General features: G+C 69.2%; 21 protein-coding genes and 1 pseudogene. 13 read left to right on the top strand and 9 right to left on the bottom strand.

The genetic code is table 11. From position 1 onward, the window contains the following. The first annotated feature begins 56 nt into the window (after window positions 1-56). Window positions 57-866, top strand: coding sequence for an SDR family oxidoreductase (locus ACFRKB_RS27245; RefSeq protein WP_383109107.1), 810 nt, complete (start codon window positions 57-59; stop codon window positions 864-866). Between the two features lie 157 nt (window positions 867-1,023). Here ACFRKB_RS27245 and ACFRKB_RS27240 read toward each other — a convergent pair whose 3' ends face one another. Continuing rightward, window positions 1,024-1,491 carry a nuclear transport factor 2 family protein gene (locus ACFRKB_RS27240; protein WP_383109106.1) on the bottom strand — a complete coding sequence of 156 codons (468 nt, stop codon included), beginning with the start codon at window positions 1,489-1,491 and terminating at the stop codon, window positions 1,024-1,026. A 597-nt stretch (window positions 1,492-2,088) separates the two neighbouring features. On the opposite strand from ACFRKB_RS27240, the gene gyrB reads away from it, so the two are divergent. Then, window positions 2,089-4,122, top strand: a complete 2,034-nt coding sequence (gene gyrB, locus ACFRKB_RS27235; protein ID WP_383109105.1) for a DNA topoisomerase (ATP-hydrolyzing) subunit B — start codon at window positions 2,089-2,091, stop codon at window positions 4,120-4,122. A 139-nt stretch (window positions 4,123-4,261) separates the two neighbouring features. On the opposite strand, the gene ACFRKB_RS27230 is transcribed toward gyrB, so the two are convergent. Beyond that, the gene (locus tag ACFRKB_RS27230; protein WP_383109104.1) at window positions 4,262-4,789 is read right to left on the bottom strand and encodes a dihydrofolate reductase family protein; all 528 of its coding nucleotides are present in this window, start codon (window positions 4,787-4,789) and stop codon (window positions 4,262-4,264) included. Between the two features lie 280 nt (window positions 4,790-5,069). Here ACFRKB_RS27230 and ACFRKB_RS27225 point away from each other — a divergent pair, with 280 nt between their 5' ends. After that, window positions 5,070-5,792 (top strand): dienelactone hydrolase family protein, encoded by a 723-nt coding sequence (locus tag ACFRKB_RS27225; protein WP_383109103.1) that lies wholly within the window; start codon window positions 5,070-5,072, stop codon window positions 5,790-5,792. Window positions 5,793-6,086: 294 nt separating this feature from the next. On the opposite strand, the pseudogene ACFRKB_RS27220 reads toward ACFRKB_RS27225, so the two are convergent. Both ACFRKB_RS27220 and ACFRKB_RS27215 read right to left on the bottom strand, forming a co-directional pair. Then, a pseudogene (locus tag ACFRKB_RS27220) lies at window positions 6,087-6,879 on the bottom strand (hypothetical protein). Window positions 6,880-7,153: 274 nt separating this feature from the next. Continuing rightward, window positions 7,154-9,496, bottom strand: coding sequence for a hypothetical protein (locus ACFRKB_RS27215; protein WP_383109101.1), 2,343 nt, complete (start codon window positions 9,494-9,496; stop codon window positions 7,154-7,156). Between the two features lie 178 nt (window positions 9,497-9,674). On the opposite strand from ACFRKB_RS27215, the gene ACFRKB_RS27210 reads away from it, so the two are divergent. The 7 genes from ACFRKB_RS27210 (at window position 9,675) to ACFRKB_RS27180 (ending at window position 17,608) form a co-directional block, all read left to right on the top strand. Next, window positions 9,675-10,724: a LacI family DNA-binding transcriptional regulator gene (locus tag ACFRKB_RS27210; protein ID WP_383109100.1), complete on the top strand. Its 1,050-nt coding sequence runs from the start codon at window positions 9,675-9,677 to the stop codon at window positions 10,722-10,724. Beyond that, on the top strand, window positions 10,721-12,319 hold the full coding sequence (locus ACFRKB_RS27205; protein WP_383109099.1) for an FAD-dependent oxidoreductase: 1,599 nt from the start codon (window positions 10,721-10,723) through the stop codon (window positions 12,317-12,319). The genes ACFRKB_RS27210 and ACFRKB_RS27205 overlap by 4 nt, the downstream gene beginning before the upstream one ends. Before the next feature lie 50 nt (window positions 12,320-12,369). Continuing rightward, complete coding sequence (locus ACFRKB_RS27200; protein ID WP_383109097.1) at window positions 12,370-13,641, top strand: ABC transporter substrate-binding protein; 1,272 nt, start codon at window positions 12,370-12,372, stop codon at window positions 13,639-13,641. A gap of 2 nt (window positions 13,642-13,643) precedes the next feature. Beyond that, complete coding sequence (locus tag ACFRKB_RS27195; RefSeq protein ID WP_383109169.1) at window positions 13,644-14,609, top strand: carbohydrate ABC transporter permease; 966 nt, start codon at window positions 13,644-13,646, stop codon at window positions 14,607-14,609. Beyond that, the gene (locus ACFRKB_RS27190) at window positions 14,599-15,444 is read left to right on the top strand and encodes a carbohydrate ABC transporter permease (protein ID WP_383109096.1); all 846 of its coding nucleotides are present in this window, start codon (window positions 14,599-14,601) and stop codon (window positions 15,442-15,444) included. Before ACFRKB_RS27195 ends, ACFRKB_RS27190 begins: the two co-directional genes overlap by 11 nt. A 145-nt stretch (window positions 15,445-15,589) precedes the next feature. Beyond that, window positions 15,590-16,690 carry a hypothetical protein gene (locus ACFRKB_RS27185; RefSeq protein ID WP_383109095.1) on the top strand — a complete coding sequence of 367 codons (1,101 nt, stop codon included), beginning with the start codon at window positions 15,590-15,592 and terminating at the stop codon, window positions 16,688-16,690. 54 nt (window positions 16,691-16,744) lie between these two features. Continuing rightward, entirely contained in the window at window positions 16,745-17,608 is an 864-nt protein-coding gene (locus tag ACFRKB_RS27180; RefSeq protein ID WP_383109093.1) for a DUF3592 domain-containing protein, read from the top strand. A 278-nt stretch (window positions 17,609-17,886) separates the two neighbouring features. Here ACFRKB_RS27180 and ACFRKB_RS27175 read toward each other — a convergent pair whose 3' ends face one another. Both ACFRKB_RS27175 and ACFRKB_RS27170 read right to left on the bottom strand, forming a co-directional pair. Continuing rightward, window positions 17,887-18,192, bottom strand: coding sequence for a hypothetical protein (locus tag ACFRKB_RS27175; protein WP_383109092.1), 306 nt, complete (start codon window positions 18,190-18,192; stop codon window positions 17,887-17,889). Between the two features lie 263 nt (window positions 18,193-18,455). Then, the gene (locus ACFRKB_RS27170) at window positions 18,456-19,526 is read right to left on the bottom strand and encodes a LysR family transcriptional regulator (RefSeq protein ID WP_383109091.1); all 1,071 of its coding nucleotides are present in this window, start codon (window positions 19,524-19,526) and stop codon (window positions 18,456-18,458) included. A 181-nt stretch (window positions 19,527-19,707) separates the two neighbouring features. Between ACFRKB_RS27170 and ACFRKB_RS27165 the strand changes: the two genes are divergently transcribed. Then, window positions 19,708-20,256, top strand: coding sequence for a DapH/DapD/GlmU-related protein (locus ACFRKB_RS27165; RefSeq protein ID WP_383109090.1), 549 nt, complete (start codon window positions 19,708-19,710; stop codon window positions 20,254-20,256). A gap of 277 nt (window positions 20,257-20,533) precedes the next feature. Here ACFRKB_RS27165 and ACFRKB_RS27160 read toward each other — a convergent pair whose 3' ends face one another. Beyond that, window positions 20,534-21,439 (bottom strand): NADP-dependent oxidoreductase, encoded by a 906-nt coding sequence (locus tag ACFRKB_RS27160; protein WP_383109088.1) that lies wholly within the window; start codon window positions 21,437-21,439, stop codon window positions 20,534-20,536. Window positions 21,440-21,588: 149 nt separating this feature from the next. Between ACFRKB_RS27160 and ACFRKB_RS27155 the strand changes: the two genes are divergently transcribed. Beyond that, a complete protein-coding gene (locus ACFRKB_RS27155; protein WP_383109087.1) occupies window positions 21,589-21,954 on the top strand; it encodes a MerR family transcriptional regulator in 366 nt (121 codons plus the stop codon). A 1,007-nt stretch (window positions 21,955-22,961) separates the two neighbouring features. On the opposite strand, the gene ACFRKB_RS27150 is transcribed toward ACFRKB_RS27155, so the two are convergent. Further along, window positions 22,962-23,423, bottom strand: a complete 462-nt coding sequence (locus ACFRKB_RS27150; protein ID WP_383109086.1) for an NUDIX hydrolase — start codon at window positions 23,421-23,423, stop codon at window positions 22,962-22,964. Next, window positions 23,420-23,794 carry a hypothetical protein gene (locus tag ACFRKB_RS27145; protein WP_383109085.1) on the bottom strand — a complete coding sequence of 125 codons (375 nt, stop codon included), beginning with the start codon at window positions 23,792-23,794 and terminating at the stop codon, window positions 23,420-23,422. The genes ACFRKB_RS27150 and ACFRKB_RS27145 overlap by 4 nt, the downstream gene beginning before the upstream one ends. 247 nt (window positions 23,795-24,041) lie before the next feature. Here ACFRKB_RS27145 and ACFRKB_RS27140 point away from each other — a divergent pair, with 247 nt between their 5' ends. Beyond that, window positions 24,042-24,263, top strand: coding sequence for an ArsR/SmtB family transcription factor (locus ACFRKB_RS27140; protein WP_383109083.1), 222 nt, complete (start codon window positions 24,042-24,044; stop codon window positions 24,261-24,263). Window positions 24,264-24,266: the final 3 nt, after the last annotated feature.

Here is a 24,266-nt window from a genome sequence, read left to right as displayed (position 1 = left end):
ACCCCGGGTGAGACCGGGCCTGGCTGGCCTCCGGTGCGGCGCACATGCTCGGCCTCATGACCAACAACCTTGCAGAAAACCTCTCCGTGCCCGCTCCCGGTGTGTCCGCGGGGCCGCTCGCCGGCCGGGTCGCGGTGGTCACCGGGGCAAGTGCCGGGATCGGCGCCGCGACCGCACGCCGCTTCGCCTCGGCCGGAGCGGCGGTCGCTTTGCTCGGCCGACGGTCCTCGCTGCTGGACGATCTCGCCGCGGCTCTGCGCGAGGAGGGCTCCGCCGATGTCCTGCCCCTCGGTGTCGATGTCACCGACCCCGCCGCGTTGGCAACCGCCGCGGCGACGATCCGCGCTGCTCTGGGCCGACCCGACCTGGTCGTCGCCAATGCCGGGGTGATGCTCGGAGCGCCGTTCGACGAGGCGGACACCGACGAGTGGGACCAGATGATCGACGTGAATCTTCGAGGACTGCTGGCGACCGGCCGGGTCTTCGTCGCCGACCTTCTCGCCGCGGCGGACGCCGGACAGGCCGCCGACCTGGTGAACCTCGGTTCGATCGCGGCCGAGGTGATCTTCGCTGACTATCCGGTCTACGGTGCGACCAAGGCCGCGGTCACCCAGCTGACCCGCAACCTGCGCGCCTCGCTCGGGCCTCGCGGCGTACGGGTGCGCTCCGTCGACCCGGCGTTCGCCGTCACCGAACTCGGCGCCTCCATGGCACACGAGGCCACTCGGGTGGGGCTGGACGAGATACGGTCGGCGATCACGACCATCACCGCCGAAGACGTGGCCGACGCGATCACGTACTCGGTGGCGGCCCCGGCCCGGGTCAACATCGCCGAGTTGACGGTCGTTCCCACCCAGCTCGGCTGAGGAACCGGGAACGGCGGGCCGGGGGCGGAAGACACCGCGGTACGACACCGGGCTCGGGCGGTCGCCACCGGCGAGGTGCGAGGGTCTGCCAGATGCGCGGTGAGGGAACCGGTACAGGCCGAGCGCGGCCCTCCCAGGACCGAGCCGGTGTATGAAGTCAGTCGGCCTCGTACACCGGCAGCCTTCCGTCCAGATCCCCTGCGGGCAGAACCCGGGTCGAGTTGTGTTCGCGGACGATCCGCCACCCCTCCGGCCTTCGACGCCAGAGCAGCGAGGTGGTGGTACGGATGTCCGTGACACCGTCAGGCGTGGTGATCCGCGCGACGAACACCAGGGTCGACGCGGCCAGATCATGGCTCGCGATGACATGCGGGCCGTCGTCCACGGCATGGTGAGCGGAAATCATCCGGTCGAAGTGGGGCTCCCAGATCGAGCCGTAACCGGCGGCTGTCGTCGCGACACGCTGCCCGGGGTCGAAATCGTCGTAGAGGCGGAGGTCCGCAGAGCCGAAGTCGTAGAACTCTCCGAAGGCGCGCCGGAAGTCGAATGGCGCGTCCCCCTCGTCGCGCTCCCAGCCGTACACCCATCTGCTGTGCAGATCCGCGATCAATCGCTCATCGTTCATGACTCGACGCTAGGCTCGCGGACGAGGCGCAGGAAGGGCCTGCCACACCCACCCAGGCAGGGGCTCCCGCCCCTATCCCGCCGTGATCGGCGGCCGTTTGGCCAATGCGCGCCCCTGGCACTGAGCCCCACTGAACCCCTGGCTCGTCAACGTCATCGGCCAGCGGCAACCGTAAACGCCCGATGGCGCGTTCAGCAGCACCCTCCACCGGGGCAGGGTTCGGCGGGAAGCCGGAGCCGACGACCTTACGCAGCGCGACTGGTGACGGCGGAAGGTCACGCCGGAAATAGTGCCTGGGGCTCTATGCGGCAAGGCGTCAAAAAGGCCCCTGGGTGACCCTCTGCCGCATTTTCAAGGAGTCGAGTCAGGGGGGATTGGCTTGGGTGGTGCGGGAGTTGCACGGCGGCGCATGGAGGTGTTCTCGCCCCATCTCTCGGGGGCGTCTCCGCTATCTTGGGCAGCGACCCGGTAGTCGAAGGTCCCGAGGCCCGTGAGCCCCGGACCCTGTTTGGGCTGCCGCGCCCTGTCCCCGCCAGCTGTCCGCCCGCTCCCGCGCCGTATGGGAGCGCGGTCCGCCATGCCCGAAAGAGAACATCTGTGACCACTTACGACACTCGCACCGCCGGCGCTACCCCCGAATCCCAGCAGCCCGGCCATGCCGGGGCGGCGTCGTATGACGCCAACGCGATCACTGTTCTGGACGGCCTGGACGCGGTGCGCAAGCGGCCAGGGATGTACATCGGCTCCACCGGAGAGCGAGGGCTGCACCACCTGGTGCAGGAGCTCGTGGACAACTCCGTGGACGAGGCACTCGCGGGGGTGGCCGACCGGATCGACGTGACGGTCCTGGCCGACGGCGGGGTGCGGGTGGTCGACAACGGCCGTGGCATCCCGGTGGGCACGCACCCGGTGGAGAAGCGGCCGGCCGTCGAGGTGGTGCTGACCGTGCTGCACGCGGGCGGGAAGTTCGGGGGCGGCGGATACGCAGTCTCCGGCGGTCTGCACGGTGTGGGCCTGTCGGTGGTCAACGCGCTGTCGTCCCGGCTGTCGGCGGAGATCCGGACCGACGGCTACCGGTGGACGCAGGACTACAGGGACGGCGCTCCCACCGCCCCGCTGGTCCGTCACGAGGCCACCCACCGGACGGGCACCTCGCTGACGTTCTGGGCAGACGGCGGCATCTTCGAGACCACCGAATACTCCTTCGAGACGCTGGCCAGGCGTTTCCGGGAAATGGCCTTCCTCAACCGCGGGCTCACCCTGACCCTCACCGACGAACGGCCCTCCGCGCGCGCGACGGCCGCGGCCGACGCGGCCGACTCGGACCCGGCGGCGAAGACGGTCTCTTACCGCTACGACGGCGGCATCACCGACTTCGTCGCCTACCTCAATGCCCGCAAGGGCGAGCCGGTCCATCCCTCGGTCATCACCATGGCCGCCGAGGACGCGGAACGGCTGTTGTCGGCCGAGGTGGCCCTGCAGTGGAACGGCCAGTACACCGACAGCGTGTACTCCTACGCCAACGCCATCCACACCCATGAAGGCGGCACCCACGAGGAGGGCTTCCGCACGGCACTGACCACCGTGGTCAACCGCTACGCGCGGGAGAGGAAACTGCTGCGGGAAAAGGACGCCAACCTCTCCGGCGAGGACATCCGCGAGGGACTGACCGCGATCATCTCGGTCAAGCTCGGCGAGCCGCAGTTCGAGGGCCAGACCAAGACCAAACTCGGCAACACCGAGGCGCGCACCTTCGTGCAGAAGGTCGTCCACGAGCACCTGGGTGACTGGTTCGACCGCAACCCGAACGAGGCCGCGGACATCGTGCGCAAGGCCATCCAGGCGGCCACGGCCCGGCTCGCGGCCCGCAAGGCGCGCGACCTGACCCGCCGCAAGGGCCTGCTGGAAACGGCGGCACTGCCGGGCAAGTTGTCCGACTGCCAGTCGAAGGACCCGGCGATGTCGGAGATCTTCATCGTCGAAGGAGACTCCGCCGGCGGCTCGGCCAAATCCGCCCGCGACCCGCAGTACCAGGCGATCCTCCCGATCCGCGGCAAGATCCTCAACGTGGAGAAGGCCCGCATCGACAAAATCCTGCACAACCAGGAGATCCGGGCGATCATCTCCGCGTTCGGCACCGGCGTGCACGAGGACTTCGATATCGCCAGGCTCCGCTACCACAAGATCATCCTGATGGCAGACGCCGACGTCGACGGCCAGCACATCAACACCCTGCTGCTCACCTTCCTGTTCCGCTTCATGCGGCCACTGATCGAAGATGGCCACGTCCACCTCTCCCGCCCCCCGCTCTACAAGATCAAGTGGAGCCGTGACCACGTCGAATACGCCTACTCCGACCGCGAACGCAACATGCTTCTGGAACGGGGCCGGCAGGACGGCCGCCGGATCAAGGACGACTCCATCCAGCGCTTCAAGGGCCTGGGCGAGATGAACGCCGAGGAACTGCGCGTCACCACCATGGACCCCGGCCACCGGGTCCTGGGCCAGGTCACCCTCGATGACGCGGCCGTCGCCGACGACCTCTTCTCCGTCCTGATGGGCGAGGACGTCGAAGCCCGCCGCCACTTCATCCAGCGCAACGCCAAGGACGTCCGCTTCCTCGACATCTGACCCTGGGCACCGCTCCCGCCCCCTCCGGACGCCCGACCCGGAACCCCACCACTGTCCTCCGTTGTCCAGGAGAGCACCGCGCGGCACACGGACTCGTAAGGCATGGCCCGCCCTTCCCAGTGCTCGGCGGACGAGCCGGCTAACGCGCCACGCGGTAGCGGAGGTAGACGACTTTCGCGTTGAAGGTGCGGGTCTCGACGAGTTCGAGATCCACCCGGCGCTCGCGTTGGGGAAAGAACGGAATGCCACCGCCGACCAGCACCGGGTAGACCACGGCCCGGTACTCGTCGATCAGACCCGACGCGGCCGCCTCGGCGGCGAGAGTCGCGCCGCCGATCGCGATGTCGCCCTCCCCGGGCTCGGCCCGCAACCGCTCGATCTCCTCCGCGACGCCGCCGGAGGCCAGGCGGGCATTGCCCTGCAGCGCCGACAGCGTGGTGGAGAACACCACCTTGGGGAGCGGCTTCCAGAGCGCGGTCCACTCAAGCTTGGAGTCGTCGAGCGAGGCATCCTGGTCGGCGGTCTCCCAGTACAGCATCGTCTCGTACAGCCGTGGTCCCAACAGGTGGACGCCGACCTCGCGAATCTCGTCGATCCAGAAGCCGCCGTCCGGCCCGACGATGTAGCCGTCAAGTGAGACGTTCATCGAATAGGTCACGCTGCGCATCAGAAGTCCTCCTCGGTAACGGGTTCGACCGTACGACCGTCGGACGCCGCGGAACTCATCGCGGCTCGCGGGATCCCCTGGGCCGAGTCACCTCACGAGTCGCCGCGAAAACCCGTTGGCGGACCACCGCGACCGCTGTTACCTTTCCGGAGGCCGTGCAAGAGAAGGAGGAGGTGGTACCCGTGAACTCAGTATCGACATGGGTGCTCCCCTCCGGGGTCACGGCCGGGCGATAGGTCGTCCGGGAGCGCCGCTCTGAGCACTCCCGAAAGGCACGACCATGCGATTCACTTCCGAGCAGCGCCTCGACAACGGCGTCCTCGAACGCGAATTCACCCTCGGCGAGATCCCCGGCACCCTGTGGACGCCTGAATCCGCCGCACCAGCCCCGCTGATCCTGATGGCCCACAACAACGGTCTGCCCAAGGGGGGAGCCCGGCTGGTGGCCAGGGCCCGGCAATCCGCGGCGTACGGCTACGCGGTGGCCACCATCGACGCCGCCGGGTGCGGTGACCGGCCCCGTTCCGCCGTCGATGAGCAGGCTCGCGCGGACCTCCGCCGGGCGATGGAGGCCGGCGAGCCGGTCGATGAGATCTTCGAGTCCTTCATCGGCCCGCTGGTCGAAAAGGCGGTCCCGGAATGGCGGACCACCCTGGACGCCCTCCTTGCGCTGCCCGAAATCGGCGGCCCGGTCGGGTACTCGGGGTGGACCGCCGTCGGCATTCGGCTGGCGGTGGTCGAGCCGCGTATCGCGGCCGCCGGTCTCTTCGCCGGGGGTTACGTGCCCCGCGCCCAGCGCGAGGAGGCCCGACAGGTCAGCATTCCGCTGTTGTTCCTGCTGCAGTGGGACGACGAAGGGAACCCCAGGCAGCGGGCCCTGGACCTGTTCGACGCCTTCGGCACCAAGGAGAAGACGCTGCACGCCAATATGGGCGGGCACACCGGTACCCCGTGGTTCGAGGTGGAGGACGGGAACCGGTTCTTCGGCCGGCACCTGAAGTGAGGCCGGGCCGTCAGACCGGCGGCAGACGGTAGTCGGCGTCGGCGTCGGTGTCGGCCAGGATGCCGCTCATCGAGGACGGGTCCCTGCCCCCCTCGATGACGGTGGCCGGCATAGGCACAACCGCCCCGATCGCGCCGGTACCGGCCATCGCCGGTACCGGCCGGCCGGGGCGGGCGCTCGGCCATCAGCGCCTCCATGGGCTGGGCCCACACCGTGAGGCCCCCGGCCCGTACCTCGCCGACCGAGCCCAATGGATCACACGCACGCGGAGATCGAGGTTATGCAGGCGAGGGATCAGAGCGTGAGCACCGGTCGGGTGGACAAGTCCTCGTGCATGTCTTCTCCGTCCGGTCCGTACACGAACTCGACCATAGAAGGGTTGCGGTGAGCGGTGGCCAGGGGCAGCCAGGCCAGCAAGTGGCCGTAGCCGCCGCACACCGACTCGCCCCCGTCGCCGCCGTGGACCGCAGTGACATCGCTCGTCAGCTCCGTGCGGTAGGTGTCGTAGGCGATGTGCAGGCCGAAGGCGTTCAGCTGGTTCTGCGAGCCGCCGTCCCCATAGGGGAGGCGGTCGAGGGGGAAGTCGTTTCCCCACCGGAACAGTGTCCGCCCCGGCGCCACAGGCGTGTTCCCACTCGTCGGAGCTCGGCATCCGCAGGCCACGGCCTGAGAGAACAGCCGGCATGTCAGCAGGAGGCTCAGTCAGATTCTCGTCCTCCACTGCCATGAGCACGGTGGCCAGGTGAACGCTCCGGCGAGCGCTGAGTACCTGCGCGAGGTGGGCCCGCAGATCGGGTCCGTAACCGAAGCCCTGCTCCAGGCTCTCGGCGTAGTCGGCGGCCTGCTCCGGGGTCGGCTGCCAGTTGTCGAGATCCATGCCCAGGGACGCCGCGCCTCCGGGTATCAGAGCGAATTCCTGCCCGTTCCGCTCGATCCGGACGCGGTGCAGCGGGGCACCGAGGTGCTCTATCGTCTCGACGAGTGTCACCCGGCCGCCCACATGATCGGCGGCTTCCTGGGCGGCGCGGCTGGCGGTGGGCGGGTCGAAGCACCGCCATTGGTGGAGAGTGAGCTCAGCAAGTGACATGGTCGGCAGTGTGGCACGTGGGGCTGACAGCGGAGAGTTGCCGGTCTACGACTCCCGTTCTCACATGTATAGCCGCTCAGCCAGGGGGGTTGGGACGTGAGGTGCGGCAGGCGGGAGCGGATGCCGGCGGTGTCGGCGTCGCCGCCGGCGACACCGCGGATGTAGACCTGGTAGATGACGGCGTTGCGCCACCAGGGAGTGATGGCGGTGGTGGCGGGCACGGTGTTGTTGCTCCTTGGTCGTTTCATGTCCGACTCGGACCTGTCGGTGTGTCTCAGGCGGGCGTCGGCAGTGTGTGGCGACCCGCGTCGTCCGTGTGCGGTGCGAGGCCGTGGTAGATCCGGGGCGCGCCGTCGAGCGTCAGCGTTGCGCTGCCGTTGATCACCGGGATCTGGGTGACCTGTCCGATCGCGTCCACCTGCAGTACGGCGGTCGTGGCGGCGACCGCGAGCGGGGACTTGGTCGGCCAGGGGTCGTTCCACACCTCGGGGGCGGGGAAGTGCCAGTCGGTGCGCTGGCCCGCGGTGTTCAGCAGGTAGCCGTCGGCCCGGTTCCACAGCACGACCGCGGGGCCGTCGGGTGTGTCGAACCACAGGCCGAACGCCTGGGGGTCGGTGAAGGTCAGCCAGCCCCGGAAGGTGGCCTGGTCGAGCGTGCGGGCCGCGGTCGCGTACGCCAGGAGCGACGGCTTCGGGCTGAGGTCGCGGTTCATCAGGCCGTAGTGGTACTCGACGTTGTCCGGATCGGCGACCTGGGGCATACCGAGCACGCTGTCGTGGAACTGGTACCAGCACACCCCCCGGATCCCCTCGGCCTTGGCCAGGGCGAGGGTGAGCAGCACGTTCTCCGCGGCATGCCGGTAGGTGTCGTGCCACCAGCTGTTGGGCTTGGTCGGTGCGTACGCCTCGGTCAGCCAGATTTCCTTCTCGCCGTGCTCGGCCATCAGCTCCTTCAACTGGCGTAGTCCGCCGTAGAAGTTCCAGTAGGTGCCGTCGCCGTCGGTGGTCCAGTTGTCGCCCGGCGGTATGTAGTCCGGGGTGAAGCTGCCACGTCCCGGGTGGTAGGCGAAGGCGTCGATCAGGTCCCAGCCACCGGCCGCGATGAAGTTCTCCACCCATGGCTTGTCCATGCCGGCCAGTCCGTTGTTCATCAGTTTGACGGTGTCGCCGCTGACCGCCCGCCGGTCGAAGACCGGCCGTAGTGCCTTGTCCAGGTATGCCTGCGCGGCGTCGCCGGTGTTGAACGGTCTGTTCAGCTCGTTGCCGACCTCGAAGTATCCGGCCCCGGCGGCGACCGCCACCGCCAGTTTGTCCGCGGCCCAGGTGGCCGCGTCGGCGTCGGTCACGTCCAGGGACGGCTGGAGTTCGATGTTGTGGCGCATGCCGCGGGCGTCGAAGTCGGCGGGCGGCAGCCCGGGTCCGCCGTCGTAGGCGATCCGGACCAGGCTGATGCCGGTCTTCTGCCACAGGTCCAGCAGGGCGTCGGCGCTCGGCCGTTGCAGCCAGGGGTAGTTGGCGATGCCGAACATGCTGTCCGTGCCTGCCTGGTAGGCGTACGCGGGCAGTACCGCGAGGTTGGTGCGGGCGAACGCCTCGTCGTCGCCGGAGCTGACGGCCACTTCGGCCAGGGCGATCCCGCCGGCCGGCGCGGCCACGATGAAGGTGTGCTGCCAGGTGCCGACCGCGTCGACGCTGCCGGTCACGGTCGTGGCGGCCAGCTGCGCGCCGTCGAAGTCGCGCACCCACAGCGCCAGGTCGACCGTTTTGGCCGCGCTGCCGCCGTTGGCCACCAGCGCGGTGAGTTCCATCTGTTCGCCGGCCGACGCGTACAGGTTGAAGTCGCGGTTCGTGGTGAGTTCGAGGCCGAGTTCACGGCCCCGGCCGATGGTGGCGGTGGCGGACGGCCGGGTCTCGGAGAAGAAGAAGTCGGCCCGGCTGGTCCAGCCGCCTGCCGCGTCGGCCACGCCCGGCGCGTGCACCCAGGTCGCGTTCGTCCATGCCTGACGGGAGCGGTCGAGCAGGAACAGGCCGTGCAGCGCGGCTGACCAGGTGGAGGTGTGGGCGACGCCAAGGGTGTCCTCGTAGGGGATGCCGCCGCCCGCGTCGCGGACCCATTCGGTGATCGGGACGTAGTCGTCGGGCGCGGCCGGTGCCTGGATCGCCCGGCTGAACAGGAAGCCGTCCGGGACCAGCGTGTCCGCGCCGGTGACGCGCCACTCCAGCACGGCGTGGGAGGTGCCGACGCTGAACCAGCCGGTGACGGCGGTCGGTCCGGCGGCGGCGTCGAAGGTGTAGTCCATGCGGATCGCCGGCGTCCCGTCCGCGAGCGCGCTCAGCGTCGGGGTGCCGCCGGTGGATACGTGGATGCCGGTGACACTGTCCTTGACCTGGAATTTCGCCCCGGCCGACCGGGTGACGCCGCCGGCGTCACGGATGGCGAGCCTGCCGCCCACACTGGCCAGCAGGCTGATGCCGCCGGCGGACAGGGTGACGTCGCCGGCCGCGGCGTGCGCTGCGATCGGGGTCGACTCCGCGACGAGTACGACACCGGCGGCGAGGGCCGCGCCGAGGAAGCCCCGGCGGTCGAGTGTGGGTCGGGAGAAGGCTTCGGAGGTCATCGTCTGCTCCTGTCCGGCGCTCAGCGACGCCGACGTGATAATGCCTATCTTCAGCTCCGTGAACGACACGTTTCCAGGTCACTACATTGCTGTCAACGGGTTCTTGCCTAGATAACCTCTCGTGGAATACGGTCATCATCCAGAGATGAAGATAGGCATTATCACTGCTGGAGGAAAGATGTCGTCGAGACCTCGCCGTGTCACGCAACGCGAGATCGCGGAGCTGGCGGGCGTCAGTCAGACCACCGTGTCGGTGGTGCTGAACGACCGCGACGGCTCGAACGTGCGGGTCCCCGAGGCCACCCGGGCGCGGGTCAAGCAGGCCATGGAGCAACTCGCCTACGTCGCCGACCCCGCGGCCCGCCGGCTGGCCGGCCTGGACAACCAGATCATCGGCGTCTTCACCTACGAGGCCGCGCTCTCCCCCGAGAGCATGGACTTCTACGGTCCGCTGCTGAACGGGATCGAGCGGGCCGCCGAGCAGATCGGGTGGGACCTGCTGTTCTTCACCTCCTCACCGGTCGAGAACGGCACGCGGAGCCTTTTCCACCGCAAGACCCGGCTGCGGCTGACCGACGGCTGCGTGCTGCTCGGCCAGCAGATGGTCGCCTCCGAGCTGGAGCGGCTGGTCGCGGAACAGTTCCCGTTCGTCGCGATCGGTCGCCGGGACGAGACCGCCGCCTCGGTGCCGTACGTGGCGATCGACTACACCACGCCGACCACCGCGCTGCTCGATCAGGCGGCGGCCAGCGGGCACCAGCAGGCGCTGTATGTCCACCGAGGCCGTGACACACCCACCGCGCGGGACCGGCGCGATGCCGTCGAGGGCGCCTCGGCAGCGGGCAGGCTGGCTTTCCTGCTGGTCGGCGAGGAGAGAGTCGCCGACCTGCCCCGGCTGGCGCGGGCGACCGGAACCACCCTGATCATCGCGGAGGACGCGTTCCTGGCGGAGGACGTCACGCACGCGCTGTCCGGCGCCGGGGTCGCCGTGCCGGACGAGGTCTCGGTCGCCGCCCTCGGAGAGGTGCGCGGCCATCGGGTGGACGGCCGGATGCTGGCCGGCTTCCACGTCCCCAGACAACAGCTGGCGGCAGAGGCCCTCGATCTCCTCCACCTCCTGATCAGCACGGACCCGCAGGAGTGGGCTGGTCTGGACCGCGAGAGGCTGCTGGTCGCCGAGGTCGAGCCGGGGGACACGATCGTCGCGCGGACGCAGTCGCCGTCATGACCGGCAGGATCACGGCCGAGGTGGCGGTCATCGGCGGCGGGCTCGGCTCCGTCGCCGCCGCACTGGCACTGCTGGAGCGTGGCCGCCGTGTGGTGATGACCGAGGAGTACGCCTGGCTCGGCGGGCAGCTCACCTCGCAGGCCGTTCCGCCCGACGAGCACATCTGGGTGGAGCAGTTCGGCGTCACCGCGCGCTACCGGGCGTTGCGGGAGGACATCCGCCGCTACTACCGCGAGCACTACCCGCTGACGGCCGCCGCCCGCGCCGACCGGGAACTCAACCCGGGCCGTGGCCGGGTGAGCAGGCTGTGCCACGAACCGCGGGTGGCCGACGCGGTGATCACCTCCCTGCTGGCGCCGTACCGGTCGACCGGGCGGCTCACCGTCCTGCAGCCCGCGGTGCCCGTCGAGGCCGAGGTGCGCGACGCGGTGGTCCGTTCCGTCACTGTCGCGGACCTGCGGACCGGAGCGGAGACCGTGATCACCGCCGAGTACGTCCTGGACGGGACCGAGACCGGCGACCTGCTACCGCTGACCGGGACCGAGTGCGTCGTCGGCGCCGAGGCGCGGTCCGACACCGGTGAGCCGAGCGCTCCCGAGGTGGCCGATCCGGGCAACGTGCAGTCGATCGCGTGGTGCTTCGTCTTCGATCACGTCGCTGGCGACCACACCACCGCCCGGCCGGACGACTACGACTACTGGCGCTCGTTCGAACTGCCCTTCTGGGGCGCGCCGATGCTGTCCTTCACCGCGCCGAACCCCCGCACCCTCGTGCCGGAGGACCGGACCATGAACGTCAACCCGGCCGCCGACGCCACCGGGGACCCCCGGTTCGACGCCGGCGACCAGGATCTGTGGCAGTTCCGGCGGATCGCCGCCCGGCAGAACTTCACCGACGGCTTCTACGACAGTGACATCGTGCTGGCCAACTGGCCGCAACTGGACTACGTGGGCGGCTCGATCATCGACACCGACGACCGCCAGCTCCACCTGGACGCGGCGAAGGCACAGTCCCGTGCCTACGTGTACTGGCTGCAGACCGAGGCGCCCCGCCCGGACGGCGGCCGAGGCTGGCCCGGACTGCGGCTGCGCGGTGACCTGGTCGGCACCGCCGACGGTTTCGCGCAGGCCCCGTACATCCGCGAGTCCCGCCGGATCAGGGCCCTCACTACCGTGCGCGAGCAGGACATCTCGGTCAAGGCCCGCGGGGACGCCGGACCGGCCCGGTTCGACGGCTCGGTCGGCGTCGGGATGTACCGGATCGACCTGCATCCCTCCACGGGAGGCGACAACTACATCGACGTTGAGTGCGCCCCGTTCGAGATACCGCTCGGCGCGCTGGTCCCGGTGGCCACCCAGAACCTGGTGCCGGCCGCCAAGAACATCGGCACCACCCACATCACCAACGGTGCCTACCGGCTGCATCCGGTCGAGTGGAACGTGGGCGAATCGGCCGGGGAGTTGGTCGCGTACTGCCTCGAACTCGGCCTGAGCCCACGGCAGATCGCGACCGACGACCACCTCGTCGGCCGACTCCAGGGCAGGTTGACCGCGGCCGGGATCGAACTCCACTGGCCGCGGATCGCCGGCTATTAACCCCAACCCGCAGGCGCGAGCGTGCGCCGAGACCACGAAAGACGCACACCATGAACAGAACAAGAAAGCTGGTCGGCGCTCTCGCGCTGACCACGGCCCTGACACTGACGGCGGCCTGCGGCTCTTCCCCCGGCGGGTCCGGGGTTTCCGATGCCAAGAACGTCAAGCTGCGCATGACGGTCTGGACCTCGAACCAGGACCAGCTCAAGCTGTTCGACTCGATCGCCGACGCGTACCGGGCCAAGCACCCCGAGGTCTCCTCGATCACCTTCGAGAGCCTGCCCTTCGAGGACTACAACACCACCCTCACCACCCAGATCGCCGGCGGCAACGCGCCCGACCTGGCCTGGATGGGCGACCTGTCGCGGGACCTGATGGCCTCCGACGCGCTGGTCGGCCTGACCGACAAGCTGAAGGCGACCCCCGGCTGGCAGTACGACGACCTGGAGGCCAGCGCGACCAAGGAGTTCAGCCGGGACGGTACGCTGTACGCCTACCCGTTCTCCACCTCGCCGTTCGCGCTGTACGTCAACACCGACCTGCTGGCGAAGGCCGGCCAGAGGATCGACCCGAAGAACCTGACCTGGGACCAGGTCGCCGCCGCCGGCGCGGCCGTCCACGCAGACACCGGCAAGGCCGGATTCGTCGTCCGGGACTTCGACTACAAGTCGTGGAACATGCTGGCCACGGTGTGGACCGGCTTCGGCGCGTCCGCCTGGAGCGAGGACGGCAAGACCTGCACCTTCACCAGCCCCCAGATGCAGAAGGCGTTCACCTTCCTGCACGACGCCGTGTTCAAGACCCAGGCCATGCCCGGCCCCGGTACGACGGCCGACTTCTTCGCCGGTGACGCCGCCTTCACCGTGGCCCAGGTCTCCCGTGCCTCGCTGCTCACCGACACGTTCACGTACGCGCTGCACCCACTGCCGACGGGCCCGGCCGGCGAGTACTCCGTCATCGGCCAGGCCGGCGTGGGTGTCCTCGCCGCGGGCAAGCACCAGGCCCAGGCCGCCTACTTCCTCGCCTACCTGACGAATCCGGCGAACTCCGAGAAGCTGGCACGGTTCTTCCCGCCGCCGCGCAAGTCGATGCTCACCGGCGAGAAGCTCGCCGCCGACAACAAGGACCTGACCGCCACGCAGCTCCAGGAGGCCGTGGTCGACCAGCTGCCGAACGCCGTCACCCTGCCCAACCACACCAACCCGGCCGAGATCGCCCAGAAGGGCAAGACCGCGCTGGACGCGATGTGGAAGGCCGACGCGGACATCCCCGCCGTCCTGAAGTCGGTCTGCTCCGCGATCCAGCCGATCCTGGCCAAGTGACCATGGCCGGCCTCACGAAGACCCGCACGAGGGCACCGGACACCTCCCGGACGCCGGCCACGGTCCGGAACACCTCCACAGCGCCGTTCTGGACGACCCGGCGCCGAGACGTACTCGCGGGCTACCTGTTCATCACGCCGCAGCTCGTCGGGGTCGTGCTGTTCGTGCTGATCCCGGTCGGCCTGGCGATCTGGTACAGCCTCAACGACTGGAACGTCTTCTCCGGCGAGCAGATTTTCGTCGGACTCGACAACTACAAGGCCCTGGCCGACGATCCGCAACTCCCGTCGGCACTGCGGGCGACCGCCGTCTTCTGCGGCGGGGTCGTGGTCTTGAACATCGGCCTGGGCCTGCTGCTCGCCGTACTGCTGAACCGACGGTTCCGCGGCGCGACCTTCTTCCGCACCCTGTTCTTCTCCCCGGTCGTCGTCTCCGTGGTCGCCTGGACCCTGGTCTGGGGTTTCCTGCTCCAGGACAACGGCGGTATCAACGGGGTTCTCGGTGCGGTCGGCATCGACGGCCCGAACTGGCTCCAGCGCGGCGACACCGCGATGGTGTCGGTGATCGTCACCCAGGTGGTCCGCAGCGTCGGCGTCAACATGGTGCTCTTCCTGGCCGCCTTGCAGGGTGTGCCGACACAACTGTACGAAGCCGCCCGGCTCGACGGCGCGGGGAGCAGGGTGATCTTCACCCGGATCACCCTGCCGCTCATCTCCCCCACGGTGCTGCTGACCGCGATCATCACCGTCGTCGGAGCATTGCAGTCGTTCGCGCAGATCGCCGTACTGACCAGCGGTGGCCCGGAGCTGAGCACCACCGTGCTCGTCTACTACGTCTTCCAGCAAGCATTCGAGTTCAACCACATCGGCTACGGCTCGACGCTGGCCCTGATGCTGCTGTCCTTCGTCATGCTGCTGACGCTGGTGCAGTGGCAGTTGCGCCGTAAGTGGGTGTTCCATGAGGAGTAAGCCACGTTCAACCGTCCTCAGGCGGGTGGCCCTGCTGACCGCGCTCGCCGTCCTGGCGATCCCGTTCGTGGTACCGACCGTCTGGATGGTGGCGGCCTCGGTGAAGCCGCTGCCCGAGATCTTCGAATCCTCGCCGTCCCTGTGGACCAGCGACCCGACCCTGTCCGCGTACAGCGAGGCGTTCAGTTTCCAGCCGTTCGCCCGGCAGTACCTGAACAGCGTCTACCTCGCCGTCCTGGTCACCCTGATCACCCTGCTGGTCTCCAGCCTCGCGGGATACGCGTTCGCCCGGATCCGCTTCCCCGGCGCGAACGCCCTGTTCCTGGTGGTGCTGGTCGGCCTGCTGGTGCCCAGCGAGGTGACGATCGTGCCGCTGTTCCAGATGTTCAAACAAGCGGGGATGATCAACACGCACTGGCCGCTGATCCTGGTCACCGCACTGGCCGGACCGTGCGTCCTGGCCACCTTCATCATGCGGCAGTTCTTCGTCGCCCTTCCGGCCGAACTGGAAGAGGCGGGCCGGCTGGACGGTCTCGGCCGTCCCGCGATCTGGTGGCGGATCTGCCTCCCACTGGCCAAACCGGCCATGTCCGCGGTCGCGATCCTGACCTTCCTCACCTCGTGGAACCTCTACCTGGAACCCACCGTCTACCTCACCTCGCCGGAGCTGTTCACGCTGCCGCAGGCCCTCACCCGGTTCACCGACTCCTACGGGGCCGAGATGTGGAACACCCAACTGGCCGCCGCCACCATGACCGTGCTGCCGGTCCTGATCGTCTTCGTCATCGCCCAGCGCCAGTTCGTCGAGGGCCTGGCCCACTCGGGCCTCAAATAAGGCCCGCGCGGCCCCCGCTCGCGCACCGGGCCCGGACACCGGCGCCGGGTCCGCCCGCTCCTCGCGTGGGGCCGTTCCCACCCCCCCCGGAGGCAGACACGTGGAGATCTACCGGCCGTCACCCGAACCCGGCCCAATCACCCCCATGACGATCACCACGGGTGCCGCGCCCCCCGCGCGGAACACGCCCCTCGACCTCGCCCGGGGACTCCTGACAGGCGGTGTGATCGGGGCGTCACTGGCGGCGCTCGTCGTCGGCGCCATCATCGAGAGCGTGCCGCTGTTCGTCACCGGACTGGCGCTGCCAGCGGTCTACGGCCTGCTCTTCTTCCTCTCCGGTGCGCCGAGACGCGCCCGGGAGGCGGCGATCGCCCCCTGTACGGCGCTCGCGGTGGTCGAGAGCGTGGAGGCCGTTGAAGGCGAGGCCACCAGCGACGTGGCGAGGCGGTTCGAGCTGACGGTCGCGCCGGACAACCTCCCGGCCTACCGCGTCGCGTTCACACAGGACATCAACCTCGCGGACCTGCCCGACTACCGGCCGGGCGGCGTCATCGTGGTCCACTATCCGCCGGACAGGCCGTGGCAGGTGAGGATCGTGAAGCGGCCGACGCCGCAGTGGGAGGAGCGGGCGGCCGGCGCCCGCCTCGACTCGGCGCCGGGGCCGGTCCTGGTGAGCGAGCCCGCCGAGGGCTGTGCCGTCGGCTTCGTCACGCTGCTCGCGCTGCTGCTCGCCGCGGCCGGTGTGGTCCTGCTGTTCCGCACCGACCTGTTCGACGAGGACTCCTCCGCACAGCCGCCGTCCTCCACCCAGCCGTCGGCCTCCGCTTCCTCCTCGTCGACCGCGGCGGTGTCGTCGGTCTCCGGCACGGTCACCCTCGGCCCGTACCAGTCCTTCCTCGACAAGGGCGAGCTGCGCAAGGCCATCGGCTCACTCTCCAAGGGCACGGACGCGCACGCGGCACTCACCGTCGTCGTACAGGACCGGCTGCTGTCGGTCGTGTACGCGTCCACCGGCTCGCAGGCCCCGACGTTCGACCCGGACTCCCTGCCCTACGACCGCTTCCCCGCCCTCGTCGAAAAGGCGCGGAGCAGCCTGGGCGTCGGTACCCCGCAGACCTGGCAGCTCACCGTCGAACGCCTCACCGGCTCCCTCACCGTCAGGGTCAGTGTGACGGGAACCGGGGGAGCGGCCTCGCTGGAGGCGGACGGGGACGGCAAGGTGGTCCGGCGCACCCCGGCGCACTGACGGATACCGCGCCGGCCGCATATCACCGAGGAGAAGGAAGAAAAGGGAAACCGTATGAGTCCGCAGGCATATCTGGCGCTGTGGTGCGTGGTGTTCGGCACCGTCGCACTGGTCGGCTACGCCCGGTCGCTGGCCGGAGTGACCGCGGCCCAGCGGGCGGTCCGGGTCATGGGGCGGATCGAGCAGGTCCGCGAACCCAGGCACGGAAGCTCGCAACGCGACGGGATACACGCGGTCGTCTCCTTCCAGGACCCCTCCAGCGGCGAGGAGTTCACCGTGACGAACGACCGCGACCACGGGGAGAGAATCACAGCGGCCTGGACGGGCCGGGAGATCGGGGTCCGCTACCCGCGCGGAAGACCGCACGCCTACCAGTTCTTTACCGGCGACCTCTCGGCAGGCCGACGCGGCCTCGGGTGGCCGAACTTCGCGCTCTTCCTGATCTACGTCGGACTGGTGGTCTTCGCAGCGATCGACTGGAGCTGGTCATGGGCCCTGATCGGCTTCGGTGTGCCCTGGACCCTGTCCGGCGTGTGGTACATGCCGCCGAACGCACGCGCGGTACGCCGCCGTACCGACGCGCTGACCTCCCAACCCCCCGTTCCGGGCCGCGTCATTGCCGTGCTTACGGACACCGGCACCGACAGCGAGGGCGGCACCTTCACCAGCCACACGCCGGTCATCGCCTTCACCACCCACGAGGGCACGACCGTCACCGCCTACTGCGCCGACGAGTTGCCCGACCCCACGAACTCCCGTGGCCGCGACGTCACGATCCACTACGACCCCGACGACCCAGCCGTCTTCACCGCGAACCTCGCGTCCGAAGACCGTTCCGGCGCACTCGACATCACCTGCGGCACCGTGGCACTGCTCCTCGGAGTGGCGGCGGTCGTCGTCGGGGTGGCGCTGCTGTGACGCCCGACGGCCGACGTGAACTGGAGTCCGCCATGGACCCGCTCACGTTCGACTACGAAGACCTGCATGTGCGCGTGGACCGGGGGGTGTTCGAACTCCGCTGAACAGCATCGAGAGCACGCTCCGGGTCCCGATGCGGTCCGGGTGCCGCACGGCGACGAGCCCCTCGAGCGGGCGCAGGGACAGCTCACCCAGGCCGCCGCGCAGCACGTAGGCGTAGGCGGCCTCCAGCAGCTCGTTCCGGCGGGGGAGCGGTTCGTCTCGGCAGGCGGCTCGGGTCACACGGGCCCTTGCCCCGAGGTGGAGTCGATGGCCGCCTGTACCGCTTCCAGCAGCGCGGCCAGGCCACGGGCCTGCTCCCATTCCGGGGCCGTGTACCTCCAGATGTGGCACCCGCCAGAGTATTCCGGCCGACCATGCCCGATCTCCACAATCCGCTTCCCCTTCCGGTCGGGGCCGGTGACGCGTACGTACATGTGCCGTATGTGGAAGCGGATAGTGTGGTCACGGCCGAAGATCTCCAGTATTCGGCCGTCGAACGAGTAGAACTCTCTACCGACCGTGGTCATGATTTCGTCGCCCATGGGGGAACCCTATGCACGGTGATCTTTTGGTACCAGGCCCTTGTCACCTGCCACTTGCCGCATCGCCACCGCGCCCATGCGCGTCTGCGAAGGTCCACGTCGGAGCGTCTCGGCAGCGGGAACTCCCGGCCGTCCTGGGCGATGAACCTCGGCCGTGGTGAGGCTCGCGTGGATCTGCCACGCATCTCCAGGAACCGGGCAGGCACCAAGCGGCCGCCACGAGGCGAACAGCGTCGGCCGACAGTGCCGAACCCCGCCTGCTGTCAGGGGAGTTGGTCGACCCGCAGGCGGGGCTCCTCGCCCGGCTCGGTCACCGGTGCCCGATGTTCAGACCGTACGTTCCCGGTCGTCGACATACCCGGGCGAGAGATTGCGCGCGAGCTGCTGATGTCCTCCGGCTGCTCGGGCCGGCTCCATTTCGGTGCCCAGATGCCGTTGTTGGGTCGGGCAGGACGGGCGGAGGTGAGGTGGCGACGCAGGGTGGCCAGGGAGGGGTGCGGGTTGTCGGTGCGCCAGATCAGTGAGTGTGGGTAGAGCGGGGTTGGGTCTTTGACGGGGATGCGGCGCAGGTCGTGGCCGACGGGCCAGACGAGTGGGGTCTGTTCGCTGACGAAGGTGGCCAGTGTCGTGGAGTTGGCGATGGTGTCGAGCAGGGGCTCGATTCCGAAGTCCGGGCCGATTGAGTCGATGATGACGCCGAAGGTGGCCGCGAGCTCCTCGTAGTAGGCGGCCCACTCGGTGCCGGGCAGGTTGCCGGGCATCCAGATCCGGCGGCCGGCGAGCTGGGCGGGAGTGATCGCGGGGGCGTTCGCGAACTCGTGCCCCGGTCCGGTGAACAGGTGCAGCGGTTCGTCGAAGACGGGAGTGGCTTCCACTCCGCGGGGGAGCTGCCGGCCGGGCATGGTCACGGCACGGAACGTCGCGTCGATGGTTCCGTCCCGGACGGCGGCGATGGCCGTGTCGGAGTCGAACAGTGTCACGACGTCCAGGTCGGTTTCGGGGTGGGCCCGGTGGAAGCCGCGTAGCAGACCTGCGAGCGAGAGCTGGCGGCCGATCACGTCGACGCGCAACGCCCGGCTGCCTGGCCGCACTGAGGCGACGGCCTGCTCGGCGGCCTGGAGGAACCCGCGGGCGTGGGGCAGGAAGGCCTGCCCGTCGATGGTGGGCCGCGCTCCGCGCGCGTCGCGGGTGAAGAGCTGGACGCCGAGTTCCTTTTCCAATGCGGCAATGCGTTTGGACACCGCCTGCGGAGTGATCGAGAGGTCGGTGGCGGCCTCCTGGAACTGCCCCGCGTCGACGACGGCGACGAAGGTGCGCACGGCAGAGACGTCCATGCCGCTCATCCTAGGCGGACAACCAACCGTTGATCGTTCCCGTCCTGATCGTTGTTTGATTCCAGTGCCACCTGGTGGCTTTCATGAGTCCGGTCAACCTGTGGTTGATCAGCCGTCATATCCGGCGGTATCACTCCACGCCAACGGCTCCGGCCCGAGCGCCCCCTCGTGAGGAAACCCCATGCCTGATCAAGACCGCCTCTACGTCCGCACTCCCGAGTTCGCGCAAGTGGCCGAGCGCATCGAGCACGTGACCACGCTTACGTCGCGGCTCAACGTCCTCCCCTTCGACGACAAGGCCACGCGTGCGGCCCTGTTGTCCGAGATCGTCGGCAGGCCGGTGCCGGGCTCCGTCACCGTTTATCCGCCCTTCTACACCGACCACGGGCTCGGCATCGAATTCGGCGAGCACGTCTTCGTCAATCAGGGCTGCACCTTCCTGGACCAGGGCGGCATCCGTCTCGGCGACGGTGTCCTGATCGGCCCGAAGACCAGCCTCATCTCCTCGGATCATCCGCTCCCGGCGTCCGAGCGGAGCGAGTTCATCACCCGGGCGCCCATCACGATCGAGGCCGACGTGTGGCTCGGTTCGGCGGTCACGGTTCTCCCCGGTGTCACGATCGGACGTGGTGCGGTGGTGGGTGCCGGAGCCGTCGTCACGAAGGACGTGCCACCCAACACCCTGGTGACCGGACCGGCCGCGTTCGAACGTAAACGATGGAATGGCTGAGCCGACAGGCCGGCAGCAGCCCCGATGAGTTCGACCTCGGGACTGGTGGTGGAATCGCGAGCAGTCACCCAACGTGTCGGTCACGCTGTGCTCCGGTTGCTCGCTGCCCGCGTGGATACCGTCATCCCGTCGAGGTCTGGTGCCCGCGCCCGTGGCCCGGCAGCGCACGCCCGGTCGTACGGAACGATAGGGCCCGGCCCGGTTCCCCCGCCGGTGATCCGGAGGCGCGGGCTTCCCGCGCCCGAAGCCGCGGGAAGCCCTGAACAGTGGGACAAGCTCAGATGAGGACCACGATCTTTCCCCGCGTGTGTCCGCGCTCGGCGTACGCGTGCGCTTCCGCGATCCGTTCCATGGGGTACGTCCGCTCGATGCGCGGTGTGTAGCGGCCTTGCCGCCCGAGTTCGCCAGCTTCGGCGAGGAGCGTGGAGTCGTTCTCCGCGTTGGCCAGATGCACACCCAGGCGCTGCGCATTGGCGTAGTCGGCGATCGTCGACACGCGAGCAGGGTCGCCCACGATCGCGATGAGATCGGCCAGGGACCCGGAGGCCGCGGTGTCGAGCGCGATGTCGACACCGTCCGGAGCCAGGGTGGCGAGGCGCTCCGAGAGGCCGGTGCCGTAAGTGGTGGGAACGGCTCCGAGGGAGGTGAGGAACTCGTGGTTGCGCTCGCTGGCCGTCCCGATCACGGTGGCGCCCTGAGCCACCGCGATCTCGACCGCGGCACTGCCCACGCCTCCGGCGGCGCCCTCGATGAGAAGGGTGCGCCCCCGCAGGGGACCGAGCGCCTTCAGCCCGCCCATCGCGGTCACGGATGCCAGACCGGCGCCGGCGGCCTCCTCGTCGGTCCACGTGGTGGGGGCGTGGGCCCAGGCCGAGAGCACGGCCAGCTCCGCTGTCGCGCCGGTGACGCCGCCCAGCCCGAAGAAACGGTCGCCGATGCTCACCCCCTGCACGCCCTCACCGGTCTCGTCGACCACGCCGACGGCGTCACGCCCAGGAATCGCGGGCAGGTCCACGGGGAGCGCCTCGCGCACCGCACCGGAACGCACCTTCCAGTCCACGGGATTGACGCCGGCCGCCGCGACGCGGATGCGGATCTCGCCGGGCCCGGGATGTGGGTCCGGCACCTCCTCGACCACGAGGGTCTCCACACCGCCGTACTCGTGATAGCGGACTGCGCGCATGACGTTCTGCCTTTCCACGCGGCCTGAACCGGCCGTTCGTGAGATCAGTGGGGTGAATGTTCGGCGAGTGCCGACGCCCATTACGCTAAAACCTGACGTTGGCGTCAGGTGCAAGTCGGGCCGGCCGCCCGAACAGAGGAGGAGGACCGGTGCGCATCGGTGAGGTCGCCGACAAGGCGGGAGTGAGCGTCCGGGCGCTGCGCTACTACGAGGAACAGGATCTGCTCCAGGCGTGGCGCAGCCCCGGCGGCCAGCGGCATTACCCCGATACTGCCGTCAGCCGAGTCCGGCTGATCCAACAGCTCTATGCCGCGGGCCTCCCGAGCAGAGTGGTCCGCGAAGTGCTGCCGTGCGTGGACTCGGGTGAAGCGCGCCCGGCACTCCTGGACCAGCTGGTGGCCGAGCGTGTCCGCATCGACCAGCGAATCACTGATCTGCTCGCCGTGCGCGACCGGCTCGACGACGTGATCGCCATCACGCGTGACCCTGATGCCGACTGCTCTCACATGGAGTGAGGATTCCTGCCGCAACGACTGGCCCGCGACCCGCGTTCGTGGAGCCGACGGGCAACGTCGAGGAAGATCTCCCCTCTCGTCTGGTCCCCCTGGTGGCGCTGCTTTTCTTAGGCGGCTGGACGTTGCTGCTCGCGGTGAGGCGGTGCGGTGCGCCCGAGCGTTTGATCGTGCGACACCTTCCGGATATCCCGGGCGCGCACCCGCCCAGCCCTACCCCGTCGGGCGGCGAGACGGTGGAGGGGGCGCAGGACACCGCCCCGGCCGTCCGGGCTCCGCGTCAGCGGCTCAGCGGCAGGTTTCGACCACGCGCTCCCGCTCGGGGCCACGTACTCGTCGGGTACGAAGCGCTCGCGGATGCGTCTCTGAACATGGCTCTGGTCGGAGATTCGTGAATCGCCGGGTCAGCGGCACGAGGGCACTGCGGGTCCGGCGCCGCCCCGGAGGTCGCTACCCACCAGCCACCACCGGGCCGGCCGTGACTTGAGGAGGATGGGGGAGCAGTGACGCAAGGTTGTCCCGTACGAAGTCCGCCGCCCTCCTGACTGACTCGTCGGCCCCCGCTTGGTCTTCGTAGACGCTGGTGGAGAGCATCACTCCATCTCCGGCGTCGACCCAGTAGTAGGCGACGAAACCGGGGACTTGGCGCAGAAGGGGCACGAATCCGTCCCCCACTCGGCGTGCCGCCTCGGCAGGATCAGTCACCCCTTCGTACCGCCGAACGACTGCGTACATAGCTGATCTCCTCACGGATCCCAAGGTCGCTTCGCCCGGAATGCATACCCTCCACGCCGCCTCCGGTTCGCAGCACGTCCGCAAGGCCCTCGGATGGGCGCACGGGCCATCCACACTGGGTCCGCCGTGGCAGGGCTGAGCGAAGAGAGGGCTCACGGAACTCCGGGCAGAGCCCTGAAAATGGCCGGGGCCGCTCCTCGCCCCACTTGTCGGATCCTCGCTTCGGGGGCTGTGAGGCGGTCGCGATCCGGTTCCGGGCCGGGCGGCTGGATCCTTTACGCGGCTTCCTCGTGCCAGGTGGCCAGGACGGACCGTACGGCGCTGGAGACCCGCCCCTGCTCTGTGCGGTCGGCCCACAGGTGTGCGTCGTGTTCGGTGAGTTTGACCGTGTCACCCCCGTGGGTGGTTGTGACGGTGAAGTTGAACTGACGGGTCTTCTTGACGCTCTTGGACCGGTAGTCGAAGTGCCCGAGGTAGGCCCCCATCGCGGTGACCGTCAGACCGGTCTCCTCGGTGACTTCCCGGTGCAGGGCCTCGGTCAGGGTCTCGCCCTCGTCGACGCCGCCGGAGGGGAGCTCCCACAGGCCGCCGAGGTAGTCGTCGGCTGCGCGGTGCAGGAGCAGCACCTTGCCTTCGGTGTTGGGGATGACGGCGCCGACGACGTGCTTGGTGATGCCGTCGGCGTCGGCGGCGTGGATGAGGTCGCCCAGCAGGGTGGCATCGACGGGTGCGTTCACTTCACGAGATCCTTGTGGTGGTTGGCGACCTTGGTGATGGCTGCGGTGTAGGCATCGGTGAGGTGGAGATCCTGTTCGCGGTGCCACACCGGAAGTTTCACCGTGCTGGCGTGCACACGCTGGGCGTTGGCGAAGCTGTCGGCGGCAGGGCCCTGGTGGTCAGCGTAGCCGGGCAGCAGGGCCCCGGGGGTTCGGAACAGTTGGTGCTCGCCGAGAGCGCGGATGGAGCCGGGTAGGTCGATCTCGCTGGCGCCCTCGGCGTGGACGGCTTCGACGAACCGTTCGACGGGCAGGCCGGCGAGCTGGTCCGGGTCGTAGCGCAGCGGCAGCGCGTACCAGGCCGGACGGGCATGGCACGGTGGGGTCGGCACGCCGATGCCCGGGACTTCGCGAAGAGCCGTCCGCATCCGGGCTGCGACGGCTTCACGTCCGGAGCTCGAGGCCCATGCCGGTGACCGCGTACGGGGCGAGCGCGCGGTCGGAGCGCGGCCTGACGGTGGCGGTGGACGACAAACGGTTCAAGCGGCGCGTGACGGGGGACGGCCCCCGATACTCATCTATCCCGTGCGCAACGAGGTCATTGCCAACGTAATTTCCTCAGCGACCCCCACTGCCGAGATGGCCCGGCTGCTCGGCCCTACCCGTGCTGGGCTGCTGGTCGCTCTGGCACAACCGGCCTCCACCACTGAGTTGGCGACACGTCACTTCCTCAGGATCTCCACGGTCTCCTACCACCTCGGCATACTGCACCGGGCCGGTCTCGTCGCGCGCGCCCGGTCAGGCCGGTCGGTGCTCTACCGCCGTACGCCCGAGGGGTCCCGGCTGGCGGGGCGCCGGTAGACG

Source organism: Streptomyces scopuliridis, assembly GCF_042790125.1.
Classification (GTDB): domain Bacteria; phylum Actinomycetota; class Actinomycetes; order Streptomycetales; family Streptomycetaceae; genus Streptomyces; species Streptomyces scopuliridis_A.
This window is presented reverse-complemented; position numbering and strand designations above follow the sequence as displayed.

What these genes read in the sequence shown, in the direction of transcription:
- ACFRKB_RS27245 (WP_383109107.1), top strand. Translation starts at nt 57, where the DNA reads ATGACCAACAACCTTGCAGAAAACCTCTCCGTGCCCGCTCCCGGTGTG.
- ACFRKB_RS27240 (WP_383109106.1), bottom strand. Translation starts at nt 1,491, where the DNA reads ATGAACGATGAGCGATTGATCGCGGATCTGCACAGCAGATGGGTGTAC.
- ACFRKB_RS27230 (WP_383109104.1), bottom strand. Translation starts at nt 4,789, where the DNA reads ATGCGCAGCGTGACCTATTCGATGAACGTCTCACTTGACGGCTACATC.
- ACFRKB_RS27225 (WP_383109103.1), top strand. Translation starts at nt 5,070, where the DNA reads ATGCGATTCACTTCCGAGCAGCGCCTCGACAACGGCGTCCTCGAACGC.
- ACFRKB_RS27215 (WP_383109101.1), bottom strand. Translation starts at nt 9,496, where the DNA reads ATGACCTCCGAAGCCTTCTCCCGACCCACACTCGACCGCCGGGGCTTC.
- ACFRKB_RS27210 (WP_383109100.1), top strand. Translation starts at nt 9,675, where the DNA reads ATGTCGTCGAGACCTCGCCGTGTCACGCAACGCGAGATCGCGGAGCTG.
- ACFRKB_RS27205 (WP_383109099.1), top strand. Translation starts at nt 10,721, where the DNA reads ATGACCGGCAGGATCACGGCCGAGGTGGCGGTCATCGGCGGCGGGCTC.
- ACFRKB_RS27200 (WP_383109097.1), top strand. Translation starts at nt 12,370, where the DNA reads ATGAACAGAACAAGAAAGCTGGTCGGCGCTCTCGCGCTGACCACGGCC.
- ACFRKB_RS27195 (WP_383109169.1), top strand. Translation starts at nt 13,644, where the DNA reads ATGGCCGGCCTCACGAAGACCCGCACGAGGGCACCGGACACCTCCCGG.
- ACFRKB_RS27190 (WP_383109096.1), top strand. Translation starts at nt 14,599, where the DNA reads ATGAGGAGTAAGCCACGTTCAACCGTCCTCAGGCGGGTGGCCCTGCTG.
- ACFRKB_RS27185 (WP_383109095.1), top strand. Translation starts at nt 15,590, where the DNA reads ATGACGATCACCACGGGTGCCGCGCCCCCCGCGCGGAACACGCCCCTC.
- ACFRKB_RS27180 (WP_383109093.1), top strand. Translation starts at nt 16,745, where the DNA reads ATGAGTCCGCAGGCATATCTGGCGCTGTGGTGCGTGGTGTTCGGCACC.
- ACFRKB_RS27175 (WP_383109092.1), bottom strand. Translation starts at nt 18,192, where the DNA reads ATGGGCGACGAAATCATGACCACGGTCGGTAGAGAGTTCTACTCGTTC.
- ACFRKB_RS27170 (WP_383109091.1), bottom strand. Translation starts at nt 19,526, where the DNA reads ATGGACGTCTCTGCCGTGCGCACCTTCGTCGCCGTCGTCGACGCGGGG.
- ACFRKB_RS27165 (WP_383109090.1), top strand. Translation starts at nt 19,708, where the DNA reads ATGCCTGATCAAGACCGCCTCTACGTCCGCACTCCCGAGTTCGCGCAA.
- ACFRKB_RS27160 (WP_383109088.1), bottom strand. Translation starts at nt 21,439, where the DNA reads ATGCGCGCAGTCCGCTATCACGAGTACGGCGGTGTGGAGACCCTCGTG.
- ACFRKB_RS27140 (WP_383109083.1), top strand. Translation starts at nt 24,042, where the DNA reads ATGGCCCGGCTGCTCGGCCCTACCCGTGCTGGGCTGCTGGTCGCTCTG.